24 protein-coding genes and 1 pseudogene are annotated in these 23,810 nt (G+C 74.9%); 18 read left to right on the forward strand and 7 right to left on the reverse strand.

Annotated features, from left to right (window positions below; all coding sequences use genetic code 11):
• The first annotated feature begins 154 nt into the window (after positions 1–154).
• The 10 genes from ACQEU6_RS35025 (at position 155) to ACQEU6_RS35070 (ending at position 9,971) form a co-directional block, all read left to right on the forward strand.
• Positions 155–1,000, forward strand: coding sequence for a CpaB family protein (locus tag ACQEU6_RS35025; protein WP_499337720.1), 846 nt, complete (start codon positions 155–157; stop codon positions 998–1,000).
• Positions 1,001–1,002: 2 nt separating this feature from the next.
• Complete coding sequence (locus ACQEU6_RS35030) at positions 1,003–1,971, forward strand: hypothetical protein (RefSeq protein ID WP_499337722.1); 969 nt, start codon at positions 1,003–1,005, stop codon at positions 1,969–1,971.
• The gene (locus ACQEU6_RS35035; RefSeq protein WP_499337723.1) at positions 1,972–3,273 is read left to right on the forward strand and encodes a TadA family conjugal transfer-associated ATPase; all 1,302 of its coding nucleotides are present in this window, start codon (positions 1,972–1,974) and stop codon (positions 3,271–3,273) included.
• 19 nt (positions 3,274–3,292) lie between these two features.
• Positions 3,293–4,231 carry a type II secretion system F family protein gene (locus ACQEU6_RS35040; RefSeq protein ID WP_499337725.1) on the forward strand — a complete coding sequence of 313 codons (939 nt, stop codon included), beginning with the start codon at positions 3,293–3,295 and terminating at the stop codon, positions 4,229–4,231.
• The gene (locus ACQEU6_RS35045) at positions 4,228–5,145 is read left to right on the forward strand and encodes a type II secretion system F family protein (protein WP_499337727.1); all 918 of its coding nucleotides are present in this window, start codon (positions 4,228–4,230) and stop codon (positions 5,143–5,145) included. Before ACQEU6_RS35040 ends, ACQEU6_RS35045 begins: the two co-directional genes overlap by 4 nt.
• Positions 5,146–5,260: 115 nt before the next feature.
• Positions 5,261–5,482, forward strand: coding sequence for a Flp family type IVb pilin (locus tag ACQEU6_RS35050; protein WP_089314798.1), 222 nt, complete (start codon positions 5,261–5,263; stop codon positions 5,480–5,482).
• Between the two features lie 5 nt (positions 5,483–5,487).
• The gene (locus tag ACQEU6_RS35055) at positions 5,488–5,928 is read left to right on the forward strand and encodes a TadE family protein (RefSeq protein ID WP_499337728.1); all 441 of its coding nucleotides are present in this window, start codon (positions 5,488–5,490) and stop codon (positions 5,926–5,928) included.
• On the forward strand, positions 5,928–6,383 hold the full coding sequence (locus tag ACQEU6_RS35060; protein WP_499337729.1) for a TadE family protein: 456 nt from the start codon (positions 5,928–5,930) through the stop codon (positions 6,381–6,383). The genes ACQEU6_RS35055 and ACQEU6_RS35060 overlap by 1 nt, the downstream gene beginning before the upstream one ends.
• Positions 6,380–6,865, forward strand: a complete 486-nt coding sequence (locus tag ACQEU6_RS35065; protein ID WP_499337730.1) for a TadE/TadG family type IV pilus assembly protein — start codon at positions 6,380–6,382, stop codon at positions 6,863–6,865. Before ACQEU6_RS35060 ends, ACQEU6_RS35065 begins: the two co-directional genes overlap by 4 nt.
• Before the next feature lie 100 nt (positions 6,866–6,965).
• On the forward strand, positions 6,966–9,971 hold the full coding sequence (locus ACQEU6_RS35070) for a BTAD domain-containing putative transcriptional regulator (RefSeq protein ID WP_499337731.1): 3,006 nt from the start codon (positions 6,966–6,968) through the stop codon (positions 9,969–9,971).
• Here the strand turns inward: ACQEU6_RS35070 and ACQEU6_RS35075 are convergent.
• From ACQEU6_RS35075 to ACQEU6_RS35090, 4 genes are all read right to left on the reverse strand, one after another.
• Complete coding sequence (locus tag ACQEU6_RS35075; protein WP_499337733.1) at positions 9,968–11,185, reverse strand: YncE family protein; 1,218 nt, start codon at positions 11,183–11,185, stop codon at positions 9,968–9,970. The two genes, ACQEU6_RS35070 and ACQEU6_RS35075, sit on opposite strands and share 4 nt — an antisense overlap.
• Positions 11,186–11,289: 104 nt before the next feature.
• Positions 11,290–12,348, reverse strand: coding sequence for an NYN domain-containing protein (locus ACQEU6_RS35080; RefSeq protein ID WP_499337734.1), 1,059 nt, complete (start codon positions 12,346–12,348; stop codon positions 11,290–11,292).
• Positions 12,349–12,438: 90 nt separating this feature from the next.
• Complete coding sequence (locus tag ACQEU6_RS35085) at positions 12,439–12,681, reverse strand: acyl-CoA carboxylase subunit epsilon (RefSeq protein WP_499337736.1); 243 nt, start codon at positions 12,679–12,681, stop codon at positions 12,439–12,441.
• Between the two features lie 33 nt (positions 12,682–12,714).
• Entirely contained in the window at positions 12,715–14,307 is a 1,593-nt protein-coding gene (locus ACQEU6_RS35090; RefSeq protein WP_499337738.1) for an acyl-CoA carboxylase subunit beta, read from the reverse strand.
• A gap of 166 nt (positions 14,308–14,473) precedes the next feature.
• Here ACQEU6_RS35090 and ACQEU6_RS35095 point away from each other — a divergent pair, with 166 nt between their 5' ends.
• From ACQEU6_RS35095 to ACQEU6_RS35120, 6 genes and pseudogenes are all read left to right on the forward strand, one after another.
• Positions 14,474–17,074, forward strand: coding sequence for a phosphoenolpyruvate carboxylase (locus ACQEU6_RS35095; protein ID WP_499340450.1), 2,601 nt, complete (start codon positions 14,474–14,476; stop codon positions 17,072–17,074).
• A 2-nt stretch (positions 17,075–17,076) separates the two neighbouring features.
• Positions 17,077–17,523 (forward strand): GNAT family N-acetyltransferase, encoded by a 447-nt coding sequence (locus ACQEU6_RS35100; protein ID WP_499337740.1) that lies wholly within the window; start codon positions 17,077–17,079, stop codon positions 17,521–17,523.
• A gap of 36 nt (positions 17,524–17,559) precedes the next feature.
• Positions 17,560–17,895 carry a YciI family protein gene (locus ACQEU6_RS35105; RefSeq protein WP_499337742.1) on the forward strand — a complete coding sequence of 112 codons (336 nt, stop codon included), beginning with the start codon at positions 17,560–17,562 and terminating at the stop codon, positions 17,893–17,895.
• Positions 17,892–18,947, forward strand: a complete 1,056-nt coding sequence (locus ACQEU6_RS35110; RefSeq protein ID WP_499337744.1) for an RNA polymerase sigma factor — start codon at positions 17,892–17,894, stop codon at positions 18,945–18,947. The genes ACQEU6_RS35105 and ACQEU6_RS35110 overlap by 4 nt, the downstream gene beginning before the upstream one ends.
• A gap of 98 nt (positions 18,948–19,045) precedes the next feature.
• A pseudogene (locus tag ACQEU6_RS35115) lies at positions 19,046–19,399 on the forward strand (DUF899 family protein); the annotation flags it as partial.
• A complete protein-coding gene (locus tag ACQEU6_RS35120) occupies positions 19,297–19,752 on the forward strand; it encodes a DUF899 family protein (protein ID WP_499340452.1) in 456 nt (151 codons plus the stop codon). The pseudogene ACQEU6_RS35115 and the gene ACQEU6_RS35120, both read left to right, overlap by 103 nt.
• A gap of 170 nt (positions 19,753–19,922) precedes the next feature.
• Here ACQEU6_RS35120 and ACQEU6_RS35125 read toward each other — a convergent pair whose 3' ends face one another.
• The gene (locus ACQEU6_RS35125) at positions 19,923–20,696 is read right to left on the reverse strand and encodes an enoyl-CoA hydratase/isomerase family protein (protein ID WP_499337745.1); all 774 of its coding nucleotides are present in this window, start codon (positions 20,694–20,696) and stop codon (positions 19,923–19,925) included.
• A gap of 81 nt (positions 20,697–20,777) precedes the next feature.
• Between ACQEU6_RS35125 and ACQEU6_RS35130 the strand changes: the two genes are divergently transcribed.
• Complete coding sequence (locus ACQEU6_RS35130) at positions 20,778–21,656, forward strand: biotin--[acetyl-CoA-carboxylase] ligase (protein WP_499337747.1); 879 nt, start codon at positions 20,778–20,780, stop codon at positions 21,654–21,656.
• A gap of 123 nt (positions 21,657–21,779) precedes the next feature.
• On the forward strand, positions 21,780–22,784 hold the full coding sequence (locus ACQEU6_RS35135; RefSeq protein WP_499337749.1) for an adenylate/guanylate cyclase domain-containing protein: 1,005 nt from the start codon (positions 21,780–21,782) through the stop codon (positions 22,782–22,784).
• Between the two features lie 25 nt (positions 22,785–22,809).
• Here ACQEU6_RS35135 and bfr read toward each other — a convergent pair whose 3' ends face one another.
• Together bfr and ACQEU6_RS35145 are read right to left on the reverse strand one after the other, a co-directional pair.
• A complete protein-coding gene (bfr, locus tag ACQEU6_RS35140) occupies positions 22,810–23,307 on the reverse strand; it encodes a bacterioferritin (protein WP_499337751.1) in 498 nt (165 codons plus the stop codon).
• Positions 23,308–23,403: 96 nt separating this feature from the next.
• Positions 23,404–23,715, reverse strand: a complete 312-nt coding sequence (locus ACQEU6_RS35145; protein WP_499337752.1) for a (2Fe-2S)-binding protein — start codon at positions 23,713–23,715, stop codon at positions 23,404–23,406.
• Positions 23,716–23,810 lie beyond the last annotated feature (95 nt).

Below are 23,810 nucleotides of genomic sequence, written 5' to 3' on the forward strand. Positions count from 1 at the left end.
CCCGTGAATTCGCAGGTCATCGCCGTCCGCTCGGATATGGAGGCGCTCGGCTCCCGCGAATCCATTGACGTGACCTCTCCGCCCCCGCGAGCATGGATCGCTCGACGACGCGGGCTTCCGGCGGGACGGGGCGCGTCAGGGCGGGAAGGAGCGCGTGGGCAGCGCGATGAAGGCCAACCAGTCGACCATCTCCGGCGGCGGCACGGCGGGCACGTCCGGCGGGACGGGGCTCGGACGGTCGGGGCTCGGCACCTCGGGAGGGCAGCGGCTCCCCGCGTCCTCGCGCGAGCGCAAGCCGGCGCTCGCCGCGCTCGCGGTGCTGCTGATCCTCGGCGGCGCGCTCGCCAGCGCCTACCTCGTGATGGCCAGCGGCGAGCGGGTGTCGGCGATCCGCATCGCCCAGCCGGTCGCGGCCGGGCAGCGGATCCCGGCGGGCGCTCTCGAAGAGGTGCAGATCGGCGACACCGGCATCCAGTACCTCAGGTGGTCCGAGCGGGCGAAGGTGAGCCGCTACTTCGCGGCCGTCCCGCTGGTGAAGGGCGCGCTGCTGACCAACTCCATGATCAGCCCGGCCGACGCGCCCGCCAGCGGCCGGCTCGTCGTCGGGCTCGCGCTCAAGCCGGGCCAGATGCCCTCCGGCGACGTCTCCCGCGGCGCGCACGTCACCCTGTTCGCGGTCGGCGGCGGGACGACCGGCGGGCCGCGCGCCGGGACCGTCCTCGCGCGGGACGCGGTCGTGCTGAACGTCGGCGGCGGGGACGGCGGCGGCCCGACGCGGCTGCGGTCCGAGCAGACGAGCGTCGACGTCGCCGTGCTCCCGGCGGACGCGGCGCGGGTGACGCAGGCGGCCTCCGCCGGGACGGTCGCGCTCGCGCTGGTCCCGCCCGGCACGAACGTCTCGGTGCCGCCCGCCGCGCCCGAGGGGCAGGACGGCGGCACCGGCGTCCAGCCCGTCCCCGGAACCGGCACCCCGGGCCCAGGCACGGGCGGCGGTAACTGACGGTGGCACTCATCGCGCTCGCGGCCGACAAGGGGGCGCCGGGCGTCACGACCGCGGCGGTCGCGCTCGGAGCCGTCTGGCCGCGTCCCGTGCTCGTCGCCGAGTGCGACCAGGCGGGCGGCGACCTGGTCTACCGGCTGCCCTCCGCCCAGTCGGACGGCGACGCCGACGGCGGCATGCTCAACCCCTCGCGCGGGCTCCTCAGCCTCGCCGCCACGGCCCGCCGGGGGCTGCGCCCCGACCAGGTCGCCGAGCACTGCCAGCGGCTCTCCGGCGGCCTCGACGTGCTCGTCGGCACCACCAACGCCGAGCAGGCGCAGGCGATGACGTGGCTGTGGGGGCCGCTCGGCCGGGCGTTCGCCGGCCTCGCCCCCGTCGACGTGATCGCCGACTGCGGGCGGCTCGGCGCGGCCAGCCCGCTCGTCGACCTGATGCACGAGGCCGACCTCGTCGTCCTGCTCACCAGGGCCACCCTGGAGCAGGTCGCCCACCTGCGCGAGCGCGTCGCCGCGCTGACCGCGGAGCTGCGCGGCGGGCCGCCCGTCGGGGTGCTGGTGCTCGCCGACCCGCGCGACTTCCGCGGCTCCATCGCCGAGGTCGACCGGATCCTCGCGGGCGTCCGCGGCCGCGCCTCCGACGCCGCGCACGGCGCCCCGCCGCCGGACGTCACCGTCCTCGGCGGCCTGGCCCTCGACCCGAAGGGCGCCGACCTGCTGTCCGGCAGCTGGGGCGGGCGGTTGGACCGTTCGCTGCTCATCCGGTCGGCGCGCGAGGTCGCCGCCGACCTGACCGGACGCCTGCCCGCGGCCCCCGCCGCGCCTCCCGCCGGGCACCCCGGGGCGCCGCCCGCGCGGGAGGACGTCCCGCCCCCGGCGGGGCCGCCCGACCAGTCCCCGCAGGGCCACGTGCCGTTGCCGCGGCAGGCGCCGCACGTGCCCGCGGGCGGCGGGCACGAGGAGGGGAGGCGCTAGATGGACCACGCTCTGGTCAAGCGCCTCCGCCAGGAGGTCGGCGACCGGCTGGCCCGGCAGCGCCGGCTGGACGCCGCCAACGGGCTGCCGCCGATGTCCGGCGAGGACGAGCGGCAGTTCGCCCGCGCCCTGATCGGCCAGGTGCTGGAGGAGTTCGCGCGCGGCGAGATCACCTCGGGGCGCCGGCCGCCGAACGCCGAAGAGGAGGAGGCCCTCGCCGCCGGCGTGCACGCGGCCCTGTTCGGCGTCGGCCGGCTCCAGCCGCTGCTGGAGGACCCCGAGATCGAGAACATCGACATCAACGGCTGCGACCGCGTGTTCCTCGGCTACGCCGACGGCCGCGAGGCGATGGGCGAGCCGGTCGCCGAGAGCGACGAGGAGCTGGTCGAGCTCATCCAGATCCTCGCCGCCTACAGCGGGCTGTCCTCGCGCCCGTTCGACACCGCGAACCCGCAGCTGGACCTGCGGCTCCCCGACGGGTCGCGGCTGTCGGCGGTGATGGACGTGACCGTCCGCCCCGCGCTGTCGATCCGCCGCGCCCGCCTCGGCAAGGTGTTCCTCGCCGACCTGGTCGGCAACGGCACGATCACGCAGGAGGTCGGGCGGTTCTTCCGCGCCGCCGTGCACGCCCGCAAGAACATCATGATCGCCGGCGCGACCAACGCGGGGAAGACGACGCTGCTGCGCGCCGTCGCCAACGAGATCCCGCAGCACGAACGGCTGATCACCGTCGAGCGCGCCCTCGAACTCGGCCTCGACGCGTTCCCCGAGCTGCACCCGAACTGCGTCGCGTTCGAGCAGCGGCTGCCGAACTCCGAGGGCCAGGGCGCGATCTCGATGGCCGAGCTGGTCCGCCGGTCGCTGCGGATGAACCCGTCCCGGGTGATCGTCGGCGAGGTGCTCGGCGACGAGATCGTCACGATGCTGAACGCGATGACGCAGGGCAACGACGGGTCGCTGTCGACGATCCACGCCAACTCCTCGGCGGAGGTGTTCAACCGCGTCGCCACGTACGCGATCCAGTCGGAGGAGCGGCTGCCGGTCGAGGCGACCCACATGCTGATCGCGGGCGCGATCGACTTCGTCGTGTTCATCGAGAAGCGCAACGACTACGCCTCCGGCGGGCGGCTGCGCCGCTACGTGGCCAGCGTCCGGGAGGTCACCGGCGTCGACGGGCGCGTGCTGTCCTCGGAGATCTTCGCGCTCGGGCCCGCCGGGTACGCCGTCCCCGCGGCCCCGATCGCGTGCGTCGCCGACCTCGTCGACCACGGCTACGACCCGGCCGCCGGGGGCGGCTGGTGACGCGCGGGGGTGGTGCGCGATGTACGCGCCGGACGTGATGCTCGCCGTCGTCGCCGGCGCCGCGGTCGGCGGCGGCCTGCTGCTGCTGGTCGTGGCGATGCGCGGGCTGCCGCCGCGCCGCGGGCGGGCCCGCGGCCGCAGCCGCGAGGACCTCGTCCGCACGCTCACCACCCGCACCGCCGTCGCCGTCATCGTCGGCGCCGTCGTGCTGATCGTGACGCGCTGGCCGATCGCCGCCGCCGGCACCGGCGCGCTCGTCCTCGCCTGGAACGGGCTGGCGGGCGGCGCCGCCGAGGAGCGCAGGGGCATGGCGCGGCTGGAGGCCCTCGCCGCGTGGACGGAGTCGCTCCGCGACACCATCGCCGGCGCCGTCGGGCTGGAGCAGGCCATCCCCTCCTCGCAGCGCGCCGCGGCGCCCGCCCTCCAGCAGCCGCTGCGCAACCTCGTCGACCGGCTGCACACCCGCGTCCCGATGCCGGAGGCGCTGCGCCGGTTCGCCGACGACCTGGACGACCCGTCCGCCGACCTGGTGATCGCCGCCCTCATCCTGAACGCCAAGCTGCGCGGCCCCGGGCTGCGCGACATGCTCGGCGCCCTCGCCGACTCGGCCCGCGCCGAGCTGGACATGCGGCGCCGCGTGGAGGCCGACCGCCGCGCGACCCGGCGCAGCGTCCGGATCGTCGTCGCCGTCTCCGTCGGGACGGCCCTGGCGCTCGCCGTGTTCAACCACTCCTACGTCGAGCCCTACGACGACGTGCTCGGGCAGCTCGTCCTGTGCATCGTCGTCGCCCTGTACGGCGCCGCGTTCCTGTGGCTGCGCCGCCTGTCGCGGTACGAGATGCCGGGGCGGTTCCTCAGCGAGCCGCGCGGCGCCGCCCAGCCCGGCGTGCCCGCCGAGGTGCCGAGCACCGTCGCGGGCTGGCAGGGCCGGACCGCCGAGGGCGGTGGCGCCCCGTGAACGCCGCGATGATCGCCGGCGCCGTCGTCGGTCTCGGCCTGTACGTCCTCGTCCGGGCGCTGTTCCCGTCGCGTCCCGGCCTCGCCGCGCGGATGGCCGCGCTCGACGCCGCCCGCCGCCGCGACCTGGAGGAGCGGCGGACCGGGGCGGCGCCGGCGGCGCCGGGACGGTTCGGCGGGACGCGGGAGAAGCTCGGGCGGGAGCTGGCGCGGCTCTGCGAGGCGCGCGGCTGGCGGCTGCGGTCGGTCCGCGCCGACCTGGCCATCACCGAGCGGTCGCTGGAGGCGTTCCTCGCCACGAAGTTCCTGCTGCCCGCCGGCGCGCTGCTGTTCATCCCGCTGATCGTCGCCTACTTCTCGCTGCTCGGGCTCGGCTCGTCGGTCGCCGTCCCGGTATGGATCTGCGTGCTGTTCGCCGGCCTGTTCTTCTTCTTCCCCGACATGCAGCTCCGGCAGGAGGCGCAGTCGCGCCGACAGGACTTCCGGCACGTCGTCGGCGCGTTCCTCGACCTGGTCTCGATGAACCTCGCGGGCGGCCGCGGCGTCCCCGAGGCCCTGATGACCGCCTCGAACGTCGGCGAGGGCTGGGCCATGCACCGCATCCGCGACGCCCTGTCCAACGCCCGCATCACCGGCCGGACACCCTGGCAGGCGCTCGGCGGGCTGGGCGAGGAGGTCGACATCGCCGAGCTGCGCGACCTCGCCGGCGCGCTCGCGCTGGTGTCCGACGACGGCGCGCAGGTCCGCAAGTCCCTCGCCGCCCGCGCCGCCACGATGCGCAGCCGCGAGCTGTCGGAGCTGGAGGGCAAGGCCGGGGAGCGCTCGCAGTCGATGCTCATCGCGCAGCTGTTCCTGTGCGCCGGCTTCCTGATCTTCCTCGCGTATCCGGCCCTGATGCGGGTGCTGGCCTCATGACCGCGACCCGTGCGACCGCGACCCGTGCGACCGCGACCCGTGCGACCACGCCCCGGACGACCACGACCCGTACGACCGCTGACAGTCCCGCCGAACGCCCTCTGGAGGTGTCACGATGAGTCCGCTCAATCCCCTGAACGACCCGGCCGTCGTCTACTTGCGCGCCCTGCTCGGCACCCGCCTGGCGCGGCTGCGAGACGAGGAGGAGCGGTGCCGCGGCGCCTCCGCGATCGAATGGGCGATCATCACCGCGATCCTGGCGCTGATCGCGATCACGATCGGGGCGGTGATCCAGAAGAAGATCCAGGACAAGGCCAACAGCATCAACACGGGCTGAGCGCCGTGCGGCCCAGCGAACCCGGCGCCTCCTCCTCCGACGCGGGCGCCTCGTCGATGGAGTGGGCGCTGCTCACCCCGGTCCTCATCCTGATGATGCTCGCCGCGGTGCAGTTCGCCATGGTCTTCCACGCCCGGCACGTCGCCCTCGCGGCGGCGCAGTCGGGCGCCCGCGTCGCGCGCACCTCTCCGGTCGGCGGCGGCTGGGAGGGCGCGGCGACCGCGAAGGCGTCCGGCAGCGTGCGCGAGATCGGCCCGAACCTGCTCGGCGGGCTCCAGGTCACGGCGGGTGAGGAGAACGACGAGCGCTGGGTCGAGGTCAGCGGCGAGGCCGTCCAGGTCGTCCCGTTCATGACGTTCCACGTGTCGCAGCGCTCGCAGGGGCCGATCGAGTGCTTCCGTCCCGACGTCGGTTCCGGGACGGCCTGCCAGCGGGGAGCCGGCTGATGCGGGCCCGCGCGGCGCGCTCCGCCGACGGCGGTTCCATGTCCCTGGAGATGGTGCTCGTCACGCCCATCTTCGTCGCGTTCCTGCTGTTCCTCGCGGGCGCCGGACGCATGGTGGACGCCAAGAGCCAGGTGGACGGCGCGGCCCGCGACGCCGCCCGCGCCGCGTCCATCGCCCGCAGCGCGGGATCCGCGCAGAGCCTCGCCGCCGACACGGCGTCCGCCGGGCTGCGCGGCACCTCCTGGTGCTCGGGCGGCCCCTCCGTGCGGACCGACGTGTCCCGCTGGGGGCCGGGCGGCAGCGTCGGCGTGACCATCACCTGCGACGTCGACCTCGGCGACCTGGCGTTCATCGGGCTGCCCGGCAGCAAGCGGCTCCAGGGCCGCGCGATCGCGCCCGTCGACACCTACACCTTCCGCGGGACCGACGGCGAGCAGCCGGAGGGCGCGCCATGACGAGACCGCGCACCGCGCCGGGGGAGCGGGCCGCGGCCGGCGGCCCCACCGGGCACGACGGCCGCGACCGGGGCACGATCGCGATGTACACGGTGCTGTTCACGCCGGTCGTCATCCTGCTGGCGGGGCTGCTCGTGGACGGCGGCCTCGCCATCCACGCCCGGCAGCGCGCCGCGGACATGGCCGAGCAGGCCGCCCGCGCGGGGGCGAACCAGATCGATCCCGACGCCCTGCGGCGGACCGGCGAACCCGTCCTCGACCCGGGCAGGGCCCGCGCGGCGGCGTGCGACCTGCTGGCCTCCTACAGCGACCAGGTGACCGGCTCGCGGTGCGACGCCGACGAGCAGGAGGTCGCCGTCACCGTGCGGATCGGCGTCCGGCCGCAGCTGCTCGGGATCATCCCGGGCTTCGGCGAGTTCCAGCTGACCTCCAGCGCGACCGCCCGCCCCGTCACGGGCGGACCGGGAGGAGTCAACCCGTGAGCATCGGCGAGAACAGATCTACCATGAGGACGACGTCCACGGACCGGAGAACGGCAGGGGCGCGATGGTGACGCGGCAGGGTCGAAGGACACCCGTCCGGGTGCGAAGGCAGCGCGGCGCGGGCGACGTGCTGGCCGGGATCGGGGCGCTCGTCCTGCTCGCCGCGCTGATGGCCGGCGTCCCGTTCGCGCTGCTGACGATCTTCGGTTCGCCGCTGCCGGACCACGTGCCGTCCGCGTCCGACCTCACGCACAAGGTGGGGCCGGGCTCGCTCATCGCGATCCTCGTCGTGCTGGTGTGGCTCGCCTGGATCCAGCTCGCGGCGTGCGTGGTCGTCGAGGTGTACGCGGGGATCCGCGGCGTCGGCGTCCCCGCGCGGGTACCGCTCGCGGGCGGGACGCAGTCGCTCGTGCACCGGCTCGTCGTGGCCGCGCTGCTGCTGTTCACCGCCACCACCGCGATCATGCCGGCGCTCTCCGGCGGGCTGTCCCAGCGTCCGCCCGCCGTGCAGATGCAGCCGCAGTCGCAGGAGTTCCACCGGATCCCCGAGGCGCCGGAGCGTCCCGCCGCGGCCCCGGCCGCCGAGAACCTCGCCGCGCACCCGGCGGAGAAGGCCGCCACCACCAAGATCTACCGGGTGCACCCGCCGGAGGGCCGGCACCACGAGTCCCTGTGGGAGATCGCCGAGAAGTGCCTCGGCGAGGGCCGCCGCTACAACGAGATCTACTCCCTCAACAAGGGCCACATCCAGCCCGACGGGACGCGGCTGACGATCGCGAGCCTGATCCGTCCCGGCTGGATCCTGGAGATGCCCGCGGACGCCAAGCACGCGCAGGTCATCCCCACCAAGGACCTCCACGACTACTTCAAGCACGGGCACGCCGTCCCCGACGCGCCCGCCAGGACGAGCCCGGCCCCGCCCGCGGCGCCGAAGCCCACCCCGCCGGCGCAGCAGACGCCCCCGCAGCAGCAGACGCCCCCGCGGCAGCAGACACCGCCGCGGCAGCAGACTCCTCCCACGCAGGAGGCGCCGCCGACGCAGCCGCCCGCCTCCCAGGCTCCGCCGGCCGCCCCGCGGCCGTCGGCGTCCGCGGCCCCGGCGCCGCGGCACACCGAGCAGAAGACGCCCGCCCCGGAGAAGACGGCGCCGGAGAAGACGGCACCGGAGAAGACGGGGCCCGCGCAGCCGTCCGCGCACGACGGCGGGACGGAAAGGCCCTCGGACGAGACCGGCGGCGCGTTCGACGTGAGCTGGCCGCACGGCCTCGCGGCGGCGTCGCTGCTCGCCGCCGGGGTGCTCGGCGCGCTCGGCCGGCGGCGCCGCACCCAGATGTGGAACCGCGCGTTCGGGCACATGATCGTCCGGCCGGAGGGCGCGGCCGTCGAGGCGGAGCGCGCGCTGCGGATCGGCGCCGACGACGACGCCGCGCGGCTGCTCGACCTCGGGCTGCGGCACATGTCCAAGTCGATGGCGGCGGGCGGGCGCGCCCTGCCGACCATCTACGGCGTGCACCTCGGGCGCGGCAGCCTCGACCTGTGGATCGCGCCCGCCGACCGGAACCCGCCCGCGCCCTGGCAGGCGTTCGACGACGGGCAGGTGTGGCGGCTCGGCGCCGACGCGCTGCCGGCCCTGGAGGCCTCCGACCTCGTCGACGTCCTCGCCCCCTACCCCGGCCTCGTCTCCATCGGCACGAACGACAACGGCCGCATCCTCGTCGACCTGGAGGCCGCGCACGGGCTGATCGCGCTGCGCGGGCCCGAGGACTCCCGCCGCGCCGTGCTGTCGGCGGTCGCGCTGGAGCTGGCCACCAACCGCTGGTCCGACCACATGCGGATCACGCTCGTCGGGTTCGACGCCGAGCTCGGCGAGGGCCTGGCGGAGATCGCCCCGGACCGCGTCCGGTCCGTCCCGACGCTGGAGGACGCGCTGCCCGAGCTGGAGGGGCGCAGCGAGGAGGTGCGGCAGGCGCTGGCCGCGTCCGGCGTCGACTCGGTGCTGACCGGACGCTGCCGCGGCGTGTTCGGCGAGGCGTGGATGCCGCACTACCTGATCATGGCGGACCAGCCCCCGGAGCGGGACGCCGACCGGCTCGTCGCGCTGGCCCGCACCGGCACCCGGATGGCCGCCGGCTACCTCGTGCCCGGCGACGTGGAGGGCGCCACCTGGACGTGGGACGTCGACGACGCCGGGCGCCTCCAGGCCGGCGTGCTCGGCTTCGAGGTCGAGGCCCAGCTCGTCGGCGACGACGACTACCGGGGCGTGTTCGAGCTGTTCCGGACGGCCGCGCGGCTGGAGCCGGTGGAGCTGCCCGGCCTCGCGGGCGGCGAGGAGCCGCCGACCGCGCAGCAGTCGTCGGTGGAGGTCCGGGTGCTCGGCCCGATCGAGGTCGACGCGCCGGGGCCGATGGACGAGTCGCGCCGCGAGCTGTGCACGGAACTGCTGGTGTACCTCGCGGCGCACCCGGAGGGCGTCCACCCGACGGTGCTGTCCGGCGCGGTCTGGCCGCGCGGCGTCAGCGCCGGGGTCCGCGACGCGTGCGTGGCCCGCGTGTCGGACTGGCTCGGCCGCGACGCCCGCGGCCGCCCCAACCTGTACTACGACGACCGGGGCCGGATCAGGCTCGGCTCCGAGGTGCGCGTCGACCTGAACGTGTTCCGCTGGCTGGTGTGGCGGTCGGCGGCCGAGCCCGCGTCCGAGACCGCCTACATGGCGTACGCGCTGGACCTCGTCCGCGGCCCGCTCCTCGCCGACCGGCCGCGCGGCCGGTACGCCTGGCTCGCCGACCACGACCTGGAGTTCGAGGCGCCCGCGCGGGTCATCGACGTCGCGCACCGCCTCGTCGTGCTGCGGCTGGAGGAGGGCGACCCGCGCGGCGCGGTGGGCGCGGCCCGCGCCGGGCTGCGGCTCGCCCCCGAGGACGAGGGCCTGTGGCGCGACCTGCTCCGCGCCACCCACGCGACCGGCGACGTCGCGCAGGTCCAGGTGGCCGTGGACGAGCTGCGCGGCCGCGTCGTCCGGGACCCGCTGTTCGACGGGCTCCAGCCCGAGACGGAGGCGCTCGTCGAGGAGCTGCTCCCCGACTGGCACCACGTCGGGTCCCGCTAGCGGTACAGACCGGTGCCGCCCAGCGAGTGGCGGCCGGGCTGCGGATGCACGCACGGCCCGGCCGGGCGTCCGCCGAGCCACGCGGACCGGACGACGCGCCCGGTCCGGGTCGAGACGGCGTAGACGAGCCCGGCGGGGTCGGCGAGCCACAGCGCCGTCCCGTCCGAGGAGACCCCGCCCGGCGCGGGCGAGCCGCCGCCGGGCAGCGGCCAGCGGGCCGCGAGCCGCCGCGACCCGAACTCGACGGCGGCGACGGCGCCGCCGCCCACGACGAAGAGCCGGCGCGCGTCCCGGCTGATCACCAGGCCCCGCGCGCCCGGGCCCGTCCGGACGAACCCCAGCGGGGCGAACCGCCGGGCGTCCACCAGCCACACCCCGCCCTGGCGGGCGTCCGCGACGTAGAAGACGGAACCGTCGGGGGAGAGCCGCAGGTCGCCGGGCCTCGCCCCGTCCGGCAGCCGGATCGTGCCGGAGACGGCGCGGCCCGCCAGGTCGACGCGGGCGAGCAGGCCGGCGGCGGTGCACGTGGCCACCAGGGACGCGCCGTCGGGCGTGAAGTCGGCGTGGCCCGCCGCGCACGGCAGGGGCGCCGACGCCCGCGGCGCCATCGTGCGCGGGTCGCGCAGCTCGACCCGGTCCGGGCGGTGCGCCAGGACCAGCGCGTCGTGCCCGTCGGGGGTGAAGTAGAGCCCGGCCGGCGCGGTGACCGCGACCGGGCGGCCCCGCCGCCCGCTGCGCGGCCCGAGCGGGATGAGCAGGCCGTTCGCGGAATCGGTGGCCCACAGCCGCCGCAGGTCCCACGACGGCGCCACCCGCGTCGCCGTCCCCCCGGTGTGGAAGCGGCCGACGAGCCGGAGCCCGGCCGGGTCGAGGACGTCGACGTAGGGGCCGTTCGGGACGTAGAGCCGCGGCGGCAGCCCGCGCGCCGCCGGAGCGATCATCCCGGGGCCGGCGGCGGCGTAGACGCTGCCGCCCGCGGGCGCGACGGGCACCCCGCCGGGCGCCCCGGACCCGGACGCGCGCGGAGCCGCGCCTCCCGGGCGCGCCGGCAGGTAGGGCGCCGGCCCGCCGAGCCCGACGACCGGGTCGTCCGGGGAGCCCTCCCCGGGCCGGTAGAAGGGGACGGGCGACTCGCATCCGGCCAGGCCGGTCAGCGCGAGCGCCGCGGCGAGCGGCAGCGCGGCGGCCCGTGATCGTCCCTTGTGAGGTTGCATGCGCGGTCTCCCCCAATCACGGCGGGGACCTTACCTAGGGACGACGCTCGGTATCCGGTTAATTGCCAAACGTGTTCCCGGCGGCGGCGGTATCGCGGTACCGGCTAGTCGGACTTGCCGATGCCTATGCCGAACTCGCGGTAGACGCGCTCCCAGAAGCCGTCCCGCAGCCAGGTGCGGGCCTCCTGGTAGGGGCGCAGCGACCCGCCGAGCTCCTTCTCCGCCTCGATCAGCAGCTCCTTGTCGATGACGGGCGGCAGGATCGGGCCGGGCAGCAGGTCGCGGATGTTGTCCCGGCCCCGCTCGAAGATCCACTTCTGGGCGACGTGCTCGCCGATCTCCAGCATGTGGTCGCGGTCGGGACCGAGCTTGCCGTCGGACGGCGCGGTCGTGGTGGAGTTCAGCGACGCGGCCACCGTGGCGGGCGTGGCGGCGCCCGGCGCCGGGACGGCCGCGCGGGTCGCCGCGGGCGTCGGCTTGACCGACGGGGGACGTCCCGCGAACACCTGCGACGGCGACGGGACGGGGTTGGTGCGCTGCGCGGCGGCCGCGGCGTCGCGGACCGCGGCGGCGGAGCCGGGCGCGGGCACCGGCAGCACCTTGGCCTTGGTGAAGTAGGGGCGCAGGAACTCGGCGGGCAGCACCTCGACTGTGTCGGACTCCCACACCAGCCACTCGGCCTGGTTGGAGCCGTGCGTCGGCTCCACGCCCCACAGGTGCACGCGGATGCCGTAGCGCTGCGCGGCCTCCACGGCGGGCAGCATGTCCTCGTCGCCGGCCAGCAGCACCGCGTCGGTGATCCCGCGGTGCCGGGCCAGGGCCTCCAGATCGGCGCGCAGCTGCGCGTCCACGCCCTTCTGCTGGCCCTGCGCGTTCAGGTTGCCGAGCCGCAGCTTCACCAGCGGCAGGTTGGCGATCACCCGCTGGTCCACGGTCGGCTGGCGCTTCGGCGCGGCGTCGAACCAGTACACCCGCAGCAGCTCGCCGCGCCGCTGCTCGTCGGCGTGGTCGGTGAGCGCCTTGATGAGCTTCTCGGCGGCGACCCGGTACTCCCGCCGGGATCCGCAACCGAGCAGCAGGGCCCCGGAGGCCGCGTAGAGGTACCCCGCGTCGACGAAGATCGCGTATCGCGCGGGCTGTGGGACGTACTCCGAGGTGGCCATGGCCTTCCACCCTATTCGTGCGGGGCGCCCTGCCGGGTGCGAACCACGGTTACGTGTCGCGGGGCCGCCCGGCGAGGCCCGCGCCGGGTGTCAGCGCGGAAGACCGCTCGCCCTCCACGCGCCCGGCCCCCGCGGCCGCGGCCCGCCCGCGAGCGTGGCGCGGACGAGCCGGGAGCGGTCGGCCCAGCGCGAGGGCGCGGGCGGGGCGGCGGCGTCCCGGGCCGCGGCGGCCGCCCCGGCGCGGGCGGTCAGCACCGCGACCAGCGCGGCGACCTCCTCCGGCCCCGGGCCGCCGCGGACGACCCGCAGGAAGGGCGTGCTGTCGGCGGTCACGAGTTCATCTCCCACCTTCCGGGCGTGTCCCCGCTAGAGCGGGATGTTCCCATGCTTCTTGGGCGGCAGGGTCTTGCGCTTCTCCCGCAGCGCCCGCAGCGCCCGCACCACCTGGCCGCGCGTCTCGGACGGCTTGATCACGTTGTCGACGTAGCCGCGCTCCGCCGCGATGTAGGGGTTGGCGAGCGCGTCCTCGTACTCGGTGATCAGCTCGGCGCGGCGGGCGTCGGGGTCGTCCGCGGCGGACAGCTCGCGCCGGTACAGGATGTTCACCGCGCCCTGCGCGCCCATCACGGCGATCTGCGCGGTCGGCCACGCCAGGTTGATGTCGGCGCCGAGGTGCTTGGACCCCATGACGTCGTAGGCGCCGCCGTAGGCCTTGCGGGTGATGATCGTGACGAGCGGGACGGTGGCCTCGGCGTAGGCGTACAGCAGCTTCGCGCCGCGCCGGATGATCCCGTTCCACTCCTGGTCGGTGCCGGGCAGGAAGCCGGGGACGTCCACGAACGTCAGCACCGGGATGTTGAAGGCGTCGCACGTCCGGACGAACCGGGCGGCCTTCTCGGAGGCGTCGATGTCGAGCGTCCCGGCGAACTGCATCGGCTGGTTGGCGACGATGCCGACCGAGTGGCCCTCGACCCGGCCGAACCCGACGATGATGTTGGGCGCGTACAGCGCCTGGACCTCCAGGAACTCGCCGTCGTCCAGCACGTGCTCGACGGCGGTGTGCATGTCGTAGGGCTGGTTCGGCGAGTCGGGGATGAGGGAGTCGAGCTCCTCGTCCACCTCCGACGGGTCGACGGGCACGTCGAACGCGGGCGCGTCGGACAGGTTGTTCGACGGCAGGTACGACAGCAGCGCCTTGACGTACTCGATCGCGTCGTCCTCGTCCGACCCCTGGTAGTGGGCGACCCCGGAGCGCGCGTTGTGCGAGTGGGCGCCGCCGAGCTCCTCCATGGTCACCTCCTCGCCGGTGACCGTCTTGATGACGTCCGGCCCGGTGATGAACATGTGGGACGTCTGGTCCACCATGACGATGAAGTCGGTGATCGCGGGGGAGTACACGGCCCCGCCCGCGCACGGCCCCATGACCAGCGAGATCTGCGGGACGACGCCGGAGGCGTGCACGTTCCGCTTGAAGATCTCCGCGTACAGGCCGAGCGCGACCACGCCCTCCTGGATCCGCGCGCCGCCGGAGTCGTTGATGCCGATCACCGGGCAGCCGTTCGTGACCGCGTGGTCCATGACCTTGCAGATCTTCTCGCCGAAGACCTCGCCGAGGGAGCCGCCGGAGACGGTGAAGTCCTGGCTGAAGACCGCGACGGGACGCCCGTCCACCGTGCCGTGCCCGGTGACGACGCCGTCGCCGTAGGGGCGGTTCTTCTCCATCCCGAAGTTGGTGGAGCGGTGCCGCGCCATCTCGTCGAACTCGACGAACGAGCCGGGGTCCAGGAGCGCGTCGATCCGCTCCCGGGCCGTCATCTTGCCCTTGGCGTGCTGCTTCTCCACGGCGCGCGCCGAACCGGCGTGCACCGCCTCGTAGCGGCGCCGCTCCAGGTCCGCGATCTTTCCCGCCGTGGTGTGGATGTCGTAGTCCACCGGGGGTTCAGGGGCTTCCATCGCCATGCGCGCCAGGGTAACCGGCCGCTGATGCGGCGGTTGCGGCCGGGGCCCGCTGACCGGGACGGACGCGGGCCGCGGGGGAGGCGCGGGCCGGTGGGCGGGCGCCTCGCGGCCTCTCGTTACCCTTGGTCGGGTGGCTACGAAGACGCGAGACATCCTCCGGCAGGACATGCCCGAACCGCTGCGCCGCGACGTGCGGCTGCTCGGCGCCATGCTCGGCGACTCCCTCGTGGAGTACGGCGGCCAGGGGCTTCTGGACGACGTCGAGCGCCTGCGCCACGCGGTGATCGCGGCCCGCCGCGGCGAGACGGGCGGGGACGACGTCGCCGCCCTCGTCGACGGCTGGTCGCTGGAACGTGCCGGGCAGGTCGCCCGCGCGTTCACCGTGTACTTCCACCTGACGAACCTGGCCGAGGAGCACCACCGCATCCGGACGCTCCGGGAGCGCGACACCGGCGGCGCCGTCTCCGGGTCCGCGGCCGCCGCGGTCGAGGAGATCCGCGCCGCGGGCGACGGCCGGCTCGACGCGGTCGTCGAGGGCCTGGAGTTCCGGCCGGTCTTCACCGCGCACCCCACCGAGGCCCGCCGCCGCGCGGTCGTCACCGCCATCCAGCGGATCAGCGACCTGCTGGCCCGGCTGAACGGCGACCCCGGCGCGAGCGAGCGCGAGGAGACCGAGCGCAGCCTCCGCGAGGAGATCGACCTGCTGTGGCGGACGGCGCTGCGCCGCGGCACGCAGATGGACCCGCTGGACGAGGTCCGCACCGCGATGGCCGCGTTCGACGAGACGATCTTCCGGGTCGTCCCGCACGTCTACCGGTCCCTCGACCGCGCCCTGGCGGGCGACGCCGGGGCCGAGACCCTCGGCGCCCGCCCGCCGAAGGCCCGCGCCTACCTGCGGTTCGGCAGCTGGATCGGCGGCGACCGCGACGGCAACCCCTACGTCACCGCGCAGGTCACCCGCGACGCCGTCATGATCCAGGCGGACCACGTCCTGCGCGCCCTGGAGGCGGCGTGCGCCCGGATCGGCCGGGAGCTCACCGTCCACGAGTCGACCACCCCCGCGTCCGGCGACCTGCTGAACGCCCTCGCCGCCGCCCGCACCGCCCACCCGCGGCTGGCCGGCGAGACGTCCAAGCGCTCGCCCGGCGAGCCGCACCGCCAGTTCCTCCTGCACGCCGCCGCCCGCATCTCCGCGACCCGCGAGCGCGACGCCGACCTCGCCTACGCCTCCCCGGAGGAGCTGCTCGCCGACCTGCGCGCCGTCCAGGACTCCCTCGCCGCCGCGGGCGCGCCCCGGCAGGCGTACGGGCGCGTCCAGCAGCTCATCTGGCAGGTCGAGACGTTCGGCTTCCACCTCGCCGAGCTGGAGGTCCGCCAGCACTCCGAGCTGCACGAGAAGGCCCTCGCGGAGGTCCGAGCCGGGGGCCCGCGCTCGGAGATGACCGAGGAGATCCTGGAGACGCTCCGGGTCATCGCCTGGATCCAGCGGCGGTTCGGCGTCCGCGCCTGCCACCGCTACATCGTCTCCTTCACCCGCTCCGCCGAGGACATCGCCAACGTCCACGCCCTGGCGCAGACCCTCGGCGACGGCGCGCCCGTCCTGGACGTGATCCCGCTGTTCGAGACCGGCGAGGACCTGGAGCGCGCGCCGTCCGTCCTCGACGGGATGCTGGAGATCCCGGCCGTCCGGCGCCGCCTGGAGGACACCGGCCGCCGCCTGGAGGTCATGCTCGGCTACTCCGACTCCGCCAAGCAGCTCGGCCCGACCAGCGCCACCCTGCGCCTGTACGACACGCAGGAGGCCCTCGCCGCGTGGGCGGCCCGGGCGGACGTCAGGCTCACGCTGTTCCACGGGCGCGGCGGCTCCCTCGGCCGCGGCGGCGGTCCCGCCAACCGGGCGATCCTCGCGCAGGCGCCCGGCTCGGTGGCGGGCCGCTTCAAGGTCACCGAGCAGGGCGAGGTCATCTTCGCCCGCTACGGCCACGCCGAGATCGCCAAGCGGCACGTCGAGCAGGTCACCAGCGCGGTCCTGCTCGCCTCGACCGACGCCGTCCAGGACCGCGCCCGCGAGGCCGCCGCCCGCTTCCGCCCCCTCGCCGACAAGATCAGCGAGGCGGCCAGGGCCGCGTTCCGGAGCCTCATCGAGACCGAGGACTTCGCCGTCTGGTTCGCCCGGGTCAGCCCCCTGGAGGAGATCGCCGAGCTGCGCATCGGCTCCCGCCCGGCCCGCCGCAAGGCCGCCCGCGGCCTGGAGGACCTGCGCGCCATCCCCTGGGTGTTCGCCTGGACGCAGACCCGCGTCAACCTCCCCGGCTGGTACGGCCTCGGCAGCGGCCTGGCCGCCGTCTCCGACGACGGCCGCGACCTCACCGAGCTCCGCGAGGCCTACGAGGCGTGGCCGCTGTTCAACACGCTCCTCGACAACGCCGAGATGAGCCTCGCCAAGTCCGACCGCGCGATCGCCGAGCGCTACCTGGCCCTCGGCGAGCGCCCCGGGCTCTCCGAGACCGTCCTGACCGAGTACGACCGCACCCGCCGCCTCGTCCTGGCGGTCACCGGCCACGACCGCCTCCTGGAGAACCGCAGGGTCCTCTCCCGCGCGGTCGAGCTCCGCAACCCCTACGTGGACGCCCTCTCCCACCTCCAGCTGCGCGCGCTGAAGGCCCTGCGCGCGGGCGTGGAGGACGACGCGGAGCGCACCCACCTGGAAGACCTGCTCCTCCTCTCGGTGAACGGCGTCGCCGCCGGCCTCCAGAACACCGGCTGACGATGGTCAGACCCGCGGCCCAGGCCGACCGCCCCCGCGTCGAGGAGATCGTCGAGGCGGCCTACACCCCCTGGGCGGAGATCATCGGCGCGCGCCCGATCCCCATGGACGCCGACTACGGGGCCCTGATCGGCGCCGGCCGGGTCTTCGTGACCGGCCCCGGCCCGGACGGCCTGATCGTCCTCATCCCCGAGGACGGGACACTCCTGATCGAGAACGTGGCCGTGGCCCCCGACCGCCACGGCCGGGGCATCGGCCGCACCCTCATGGCCTTCGCCGAGGACCGCGCCCGCACCCTGGCCCTGCCCCGCCTGCGCCTCTACACCAACGAACTGATGACCCCCAACATCGCCCTCTACGAGCGCCTCGGCTACCGGCAGACCGCCCGCGAGGACATCGGCGGCCGCGCCATCGTCCACATGACCAAAGACGTCCCCACCCAGCCGTAGCGGCTCGGCGTCGGTGTCGTCGGGCAGAATCGGCGCATGAGGTATGCGCTGCTGATCTGCGATGACGAGTCGGTCTCGCCGAGCAACGAGGAGCTGGCGGCCGATCCGGGGCATCAGGCCTGGCACGCGGATCTGGACCGGCGCGGCGCCAGGCTCGTCGGCGTGCGGCTGCGGCCGGTGGCGGACGCGACCACGGTCAGGGTCCGCGAGGGCGAGACCCTGGTCTCCGACGGGCCGTTCGCCGAGACCAAGGACGTCGTCGGCGGCCTGCTGACCATCGAGTGCGCGGACCTGGACGAGGCGATCGAGATCGCCTCCGGCCACCCCTACGCGCGCTGGGGCGGCGTCGAGATCCGCCCCCTCTGGGAGTGACCGCGCCCGGCGACGGCGTCCCGCGCCGTCCGGGCGCCTGGCTCACCACGGCGGCCCGCAACCGCGCGCTCGACCGGCTGCGCCGCGACGCGACCGGCGCGGCGAAGCTGCGGCTGCTCGCGGCCGAAGGCGCGCCGGAGCCCGCGCAGGAGGACATCCCGGACGAGCGGCTCAGGCTGATCTTCACCTGCTGCCACCCGGCGCTGCCGTTCCCGGCCCGGGTCGCGCTCACCCTGCGCATGCTGGCCGGGTTGAGCACCGCCGAGATCGCCCGGGTGTTCCTGACCGCCGAGCCCGCGATGGCGCAGCGCCTGGTCCGCGCGAAGCGCAGGATCCGGGAGGCGGGCGTCCCGTACCGGGTCCCGCCCGCCGCGCTCCTTCCGGAACGCCTCGCCGCCGTGCTCTACCTGATCTACAACGAGGGCTATGGCGAGCAGGACCGGCGGGGCGCCGCGGCCGAGGCCGTCCACCTGGCCCGCGTGCTCGTCCGGCTGATGCCGGCCGAACCCGAGCCGCGCGGGCTGCTCGCCCTGATGCTCCTGCACGAGGCCCGCCGCCCCACCCGCACGGACGGCGGCGTCCTGGTCGCCCTGGAGGACCAGGACCGGTCCCGGTGGGACCGGGCGCTCATCGCCGAGGGCGTGGCGACGCTCGACCAGGCGGTCGCGATGCGGCGCACCGGTCCCTATCAGGTGCAGGCCGCCATCGCCGCCTGCCACGCCACCGCGCCCGACGCGGCGGCCACCGACTGGCGGCAGATCGCGGCCCTGTACGGCGCGCTGGCCCGCCTGGCGCCGTCCCCCGTCGTGGACCTCAACCGCGCCGTGGCGGTCGCGATGGCGGACGGTGTTCCGGCGGGCCTCGCCCTGGTCGACGAGCTCGCGGCGTCCGGGCGCCTCGCCGGATACCACCTCCTGCCCGCGACCCGCGCCGACCTGCTCCGCCGCGACGGCCGCGCCGCCGAGGCCAGAGCGGAGTACGAGGAGGCGCTGGAACTCGCGCCCACCGAGCCCGAGCGCCGCTACCTGGCGGGCCGCCTTCGCGAACTCTGAGAAGTTCTTCGCCGCCGGTGTCGATCCCGGCGGACGCCCTTCGTCGGTGGGGCGACGGTCCACCGAGAGGAAGGGAAGCCATGAGCACCACGACGCCGATGCCCGAGGTGGTCGACCGGGCCGCCTGGCAGGCCGAACTGGACGCCCTGCGGGTACGGGAGAAGGCCCACACCCGCGCGGGCGACGCGCTCGCGGCGGCCCGCCGGCGGCTGCCGATGCTGGAGGTGGACGCCTCCACGCCCCTGACCGGCCCGCGCGGTCCCGTCACGCTGCTGGACGCCTTCGAGGGCCGCCGCCAGCTGATCGCGTACTACATGATGTGGTTCACCGGCCGCCCCGCGGCAGAGCAGTGCGAGGGCTGCACGTACTTCAACGGCCAGCTCAGGGAGCTGTCCAACCTGCACGCCGCCGGGATCACCTACGCCACGCTCTGCCAGGGCCCCTACGGGGAGAGCGTCCGGTACCGCGACTTCATGGGCTGGGACGTCCCCTGGTACTCCGCCCAGGACTCCGCCGGGTCCCTGCTCGCCGGCCGCCGTGCCGGCATGTTCCACCTGGTCTTCTACCTGCGGACGGCGACCGCGTCTTCGAGACCTACTGGACGAACGGCCGCGGCGTCGAGGCCATGGACATCGCCTACTCGCTCATGGACATGACCGTCTACGGGCGCCAGGAGACCTGGGAGGACTCCCCCGAAGGCTGGCCGCGCGAGGGCTCGACCGACGGCGGCTTCGCCCGCACCGACGGCCGCCCGACATCCCAGTGGCAACGCCTGAAAGCAGGCCGCCCAGACACACTGACCTAGGCGGCGTCTCAAAGTCCCGGCCCACTTCGCGACAGGCCCTCGGAGCAACCGGGACACGACGCGAGCGACCGAAGCACTCCAACGCTCTTGGACGTGCCACGCCTGACGCTCTTGGAGTAGGACCTGCACCGGCTCGTGACGGGGGTTCCAGGGGAGGCGCTTCCCCTGGGCTAACCGGGCCAGACCGGTTTGCGCTTTTCGTTGAAGGCGGCGATTCCCTCGCGGCGGTCGGCGGAGAAGGCGGCCGTGCGCCAGGCGTTCTCTTCGAGGTCGAGGGCGGCCTCCAGGGCGGCGCCGGCGCCCTGGCGCATGGCGCGCTTGGCGGCGCGGACCGCGGTGGGGGAGTTGCGGGCGATGGCCTCGGCGATGCCGAGGGCCTCCTCGCGGGCGGCGCCCGCGGGGACCCGGCGGTCGGCGAGGCCGCAGGCGAGGGCCTCCTCGACGCCGAGGCGGCGGCCGGTGAAGACCAGGTCGGCGGCCTTGCCGGGGCCGAGGCGGCGCAGGGCGAGCTGGGTTCCGCCGCCGCCGGGCACGAGGCCGACGCCCACCTCCGGGAGGCCGAACACGGCCGACTCGTCCGCGACGATGATGTCGGCGGACAGCGCGAACTCGCAGCCGCCGCCGAGGGCGTAGCCGTGCACGGCCGCGACGACCGGCTGCGGGAGGTTCAGGACGCCGCCGAACGCGGCGCGGAAGACGGGGCGCTGGGCGAGGATCTCCGCGTCGGTCATCGCGCCCCGCTCCTTGAGGTCGGCGCCCACGCAGAACGCCTTCTCCCCGGCGGCGCCGAGGACCACCGCGCGGACCGCGGCGTCGGCGGCGACCTCGGCGCACACGTCCGCGAGGCGGCGGGCCATCGCGGTCGACAGGGCGTTGAGGGCCTCGGGGCGGTCGAGCACGATCTCCGCGACGTGCCCGTCGCGCCGCAGCGTCACACCATCCATAGGGGGCACCCTAACGAGCGCGGTCGCCGCGGCCGGACGCCGGTCCCACGATCGAAATCGTGATGGGGTTGGATTGGTCGTGTGACCGAATCACCGTATGGGGATCTCGACCGGCCGCCTCTGCACGAGGCGGCGCTGCGGCGCGCGCTCGTGCGGGAGGGCGGGCTGTGGCGGGACGTCCGCGTGGTGGAGGAGACCGGGTCCACCAACGCCGACCTCGCGGAACGGGCGCGGCAGGGCGCGCCGGAGGGGACCGTGCTGGTCACCGAGCTGCAGACCGCCGGCCGCGGGCGGCTCGGCCGGACCTGGACGGCGCCGCCCCGGTCGGGGCTGATGTTCTCGATGCTGCTGCGCCCCCGGGTGCCGGTGGCGCGGTTCGCCTGGGCGTCGCTGCTGACGGGCGTCGCGGTCGCCACCGCCCTCCGGCGGATGACCGCCTGGTCGCAGGCGGGGGAGGGCTTCCTCGGCGAGGGCGGCGAGGGCGGCGAGGACGGCGACACCGCGGTGGACGTGCGCCTGAAGTGGCCGAACGACGTCCTGGTCGGGAACCGCAAGCTCGCCGGGATCCTCGCCGAGATGGTCGACGGCGGGCTGGTGGTCGGGGTCGGGCTCAACGTGGGCCTGCGCGAGGAGGAGCTGCCGGTGCCGACCGCGACGTCCCTCGCGATCGAGGGCGCGCCGCTCAGCGACCGGGCGCCGCTGCTGCGCGCGATCCTGCGCGAGTTCGGCACCTGGTACCAGGAGTGGACGGCGCTCGACGGTGATCCGGAGAGCAGCGGGCTGCGTACCGCCTACCGGGATCTGTGCGCCACCCTCGGCCGTGAGGTGCGGGTGGAGATGCCCGGCGGCGAGCGGGTGGCCGGGACGGCGCGGGACGTGGACGGGGCGGGGCGGCTCGTGGTGGCCGGAGCGGAGGGCGACGTCCCGGTCGGTGCGGGCGATGTGGTGCACGTCCGGTGAACGGGACCGGACGATCCGGCATCCGGCCGCTGAAGTTGATGCTGATCTGCGACGATATGTGCGGGTACCGATTCACGACGCCGCCGCCACGGCCCACGGCGGCTGCGGACTGAGGGGCGGATGATGGCGGCCGGATTGCCGGATCCGAAGGAGATCGAAGAGCTCCTGCTCGGAGGCGAGCTGCGGTACAACCGCGTCGAGGCGGTCCGGCTGTCCGGGGTGTCCCGCGACTTCGCCGGGCGGATCTGGCGGGCGTTCGGCTATCCGTCGATGCCGGACGAGACGATCGCCTACACCGAGGGCGACGTGGCGGCGCTGGACCGGCTCCGCGGGCTCGTCGACGACGGGGTCCTGGACGAGGACGGCGTGATCCGCCTGGTCAGGGCGTTCGGCCAGACGATGACCAAGCTCGCCGAGTGGCAGGTCAACCTGCTGCGCAGCATGCTGACGCAGGATCTGACCGAGACGCCGTCGGCGCAGGCGGTGGACACGGTGGTGGACATCGCCCAGAAGCACATCGGCGACTTCGAGCCGCTGGTGCTGCACGCCTGGCGGCGGCAGCTCGCGGCGGCGGGGACGCGGGCGCTGGCCGCGGCGGCGAGCCGGGAGAACGGCGACTCCGCGGGCCGGCCGATGACCACGGTCGGGTTCGCGGACATGGTCTCCTTCACGCAGGTCAGCCGGGAGCTGGAGGAGATCGAGCTGGCCCGCGTGGTGGAGTGGTTCGAGGAGACCGCCGCCGACATCATCGCCTCCTGCGGCGGCCGGCTGGTCAAGACGCTCGGCGACGAGGTGCTGTTCAGCGCGGAGACGCCGGAGATCGGCGCTGAGATCGCGCTGACGGTGGCGGCGGCGATCCAGGACGAGACCGAGGTCCCGGACGTGCGGGTCGGCGTGGCCCACGGGCCCGTCCTGCCGCTGATGGGCGACGTGTTCGGCACGACCGTGAACCTCGCGGCCCGGCTCACCTCCCTCGCCCGGCCGGGCGCGGTGGTGATCGACGCCGAGCTGGCGGCGTGCCTGGAGAAGGCGCCGGGCTACGAGGTCACGCGGATCGTCAAGCGCCCGGTCCGCGGTCTCGGCATCGTCCAGCCGTACGTGCTGCGCAGGAGCGGGCGGGCGACGTAGGGCTCAGACGGGGCTCAGACGGGGCTCAGACGGGGCTCGGGCCGCCCTCGCCGGGCGCGTCGGTGAGGCGCTGCAGGTAGTTCTGCTCGCCGAGGGCCTGGACGAGGCTCAGCTCGGTCTCCAGGTAGTCGATGTGCTCCTCCTCGTCGGCGAGGATGTCCTCGAAGATCCGGGCGGAGGTGACGTCGCCGCGCGAGCGCATCAGCTCGATGCCGGGCCGCAGCCGGGCCACGGCCTCCATCTCGACCTCCAGGTCCGCCTTGAGCTGCTCGACGATGGTCTGCCCGATGCGCAGGGTGCCGAGCTTCTGGTAGTTCGGCAGGCCCTCCAGGAACAGGATCCGGTCGGTGAGCCGCTCCGCGTGCCGCATCTCGTCGAAGGACTCGTCGCGGGTGTGCTTGGCGATGCGGGTGAAGCCCCAGTTCTCCTGCATCTTGGCGTGCAGGAAGTACTGGTTGATCGCCGTGAGCTCGGCGGTGAGCTGCTCGTTGAGCAGCGCGATGATCTCGTTGTCGCCTTCCATGGCCCCATGCTTCCATGCCGGACCGGATGGAGGACAGCACCTAATCGCACACAGTGCGTATCCAAATCGAAACGCACGGTAAGGGGGCGGGCCTGCTCAGGCGGCGGTGGACGAGGCGGGGCCGGTCCCGGCGGCCTCGGAGGCGATCTGCGCGGGATCCAGGAGCGGCGGGCCGGCGAGGGGCGCCTCGGGCAGGGCCGTCAGGGCGTGCGGGCCGCCGGCCAGCGCGTCCGCCATGGCCGTGGAGGCCTGGTACTCGCTGACCATCGTGTGGATGCGTTTGGTGCACAGACCGCAGCCGGGCTTGAAGCCGCAGGCCGCCTTGACGGCCTTGGCGGTCGTGCAACCGCTCGCCATGCAGCCGTGAACGTCGTCCTCCGTGACGGCGTTGCAGATGCAGACGTACATTCCGGTGGGAGACCTTCCGTGCGGCTCGTCCTCTTCGCGGCGTGCCCCACCGGCACCGGTAAGGGCGCCCTCATTAGGTAAGGCTCCCCTAACGT

The organism is Spirillospora sp. CA-108201 (assembly GCF_050936235.1).
Lineage (GTDB): Bacteria > Actinomycetota > Actinomycetes > Streptosporangiales > Streptosporangiaceae > Spirillospora.